2 protein-coding genes are annotated in these 2,111 nt (G+C 47.6%); both read left to right on the plus strand.

Annotated features, from left to right (window positions below; genetic code table 11):
* Positions 1-198 precede the first annotated feature (198 nt).
* Positions 199-1,020 carry a 3-methyl-2-oxobutanoate hydroxymethyltransferase gene (panB, locus tag AC1WIP_RS14960; protein ID WP_005848022.1) on the plus strand — a complete coding sequence of 274 codons (822 nt, stop codon included), beginning with the start codon at positions 199-201 and terminating at the stop codon, positions 1,018-1,020.
* 14 nt (positions 1,021-1,034) lie between these two features.
* Positions 1,035-2,111, plus strand: a 1,077-nt coding sequence (locus AC1WIP_RS14965) for an MFS transporter (protein WP_481142580.1), incomplete at its 3' end; no start/stop codon positions are given.

Here is a 2,111-nt window from a genome sequence, read left to right on the forward strand (position 1 = left end):
GCCTTGAGGCGGGGAGCCGTGCCGGAATGACTGTGATAGGACTGGCTACCACCAATTCTGAAGAGCAAATACGCGACAAGGCAAATGCTGTTATTCAGGACTTTAATGGATTCAGTTTCGAAAAAATGAAGAATATGATGAGGTAATGTCAACTAAAACATCTACCTTTGCAGCCGTTTTTTATAAATTAAAGTAAATATGGCAGGATATATTTCGGGCGATACACGCAAAGTAACTACCCACCGTTTGGTGGAAATGAAGCAGAGAGGCGAGAAAATTTCTATGCTTACCTCCTATGATTACACGACAGCGCAGATTGTAGATGGCGCAGGCATCGATGTTATATTGGTAGGCGACTCCGCTTCGAATGTCATGGCAGGAAATGTGACCACACTTCCTATCACCCTTGATCAGATGATTTATCATGGAAAGTCTGTGGTCCGTGGGGTGAAACGCGCGCTTGTTGTGGTGGATCTGCCTTTTGGCACTTACCAGACTTCCGAATACGAAGCGGTGACCAATGCGATCAAAGTAATGAAGATTACGCACGCTGATGCTTTGAAACTGGAAGGGGGTGTGGAGATCATTGATGCGGTAAAGAAAATCATTGCTGCCGGCATTCCCATCATGGGACATTTGGGGTTAATGCCGCAATCTATCAATAAATATGGAACCTATACTGTACGCGCCAAGGACGAGGAAGAGGCCGAGAAGTTGTTGAGCGATGCACATCTGCTGGAAGAGGCAGGGTGTTTTGCGCTGGTACTTGAGAAAATCCCTGCGTCACTGGCAGAGCGTGTGGCCAGGGAACTGACCATTCCCGTTATCGGTATCGGAGCCGGTGGCGCGGTAGACGGGCAGGTACTGGTCGTATCGGATATGCTGGGGATGACCAACGGTTTCAGTCCTCGTTTCCTCCGTCGTTATGCCGATCTGCATACAGTTATGACGGGAGCCATACAGCAGTATGTGGATGATGTGAAAAAAGGGGATTTCCCTAACGAAGACGAACAATATTAAAAGTTTTTGCTGATATGTATGATGACTTCTTCTTTCCGTATGAAAAGGCAAAACTGTGGACTGGGAATATGTTTTTGTTATCCCTTTCCAATTTTTTGCTTTATGCATCACTATACATGATGCTTCCTGTGCTGCCTTTATGGATGGTGCGGCACTGGTATTGCAGTTATGCGGAAGCAGGAGCAGCCATTGCTGTTTTCGGGCTGGCCATGTTCCTTCCGGGAACATTCAACAGCTACCTTATTGATACGTTCAAACGTAAAAGTGTGTGCTTTATAGCGATATTCCTGTTTGTGGCATCCAGTCTGCTATATCCGTACGTTGCGACCGTAGGGTTCGTAGCTTTGGTCAGGGCTGTCCAGGGAGGGCTGTTCAGCGTCATTACCATGACTACGGGCAGTACACTGGTGATTGATGTCACTGCTTCCCGCCGCCGCACGGACGCCAATATCGCTTTTGCCTGGGCGGGTCGTTTTGGAATGGTGGTGGGTCTTGCCTTGGGGATCTATATTTATCCTTATTGGAATTTTCACCATATCATTTATACCAGTATGGCTCTGGGAGCGTTGGCGCTGGTGCTGATTCCGGCGGTGAAAGTTCCTTTCCGTGCTCCGCTCAGCACTTCATGGTTCTCGCTGGACCGTTTTTTGCTGCCGCGCACTTTGTGGCCGGGGATGAATATGATGATGGTGGCCATTATCTTTGGGATATTGGTGGCACATATTTACAATGAATTGTTTTTTGTTTGTATCCTGATAGGCTTTGTCCTGTCTTTGCTGCTTTTGCGTTACGTGCTTTCTCATGCTTCCGGTCGTTCGGAGGTAGAGCTGGGGCAGGCGGCAATGATAGGAGGGTTGTTATTGCTCGCTTTTTCCAATAGCTTGATGAACAGTTATATAGCTGGTATTTTGTTGGGGATGGGAACCGGAACCACTGTGTCACGTTTCTTTATAAAAATGATCAGCCTGCCGAGGCATTGCGAGCGGGGAACGGGAAACAATACCTATCAGCTGATGTGGGAGGCAGGAGTACTGATTGGTTTCCTGTTTGAGAATATGTGGACTGAGGGTCATCCCGATACTATTTATTGG

This window comes from Acetatifactor sp., assembly GCF_982438285.1.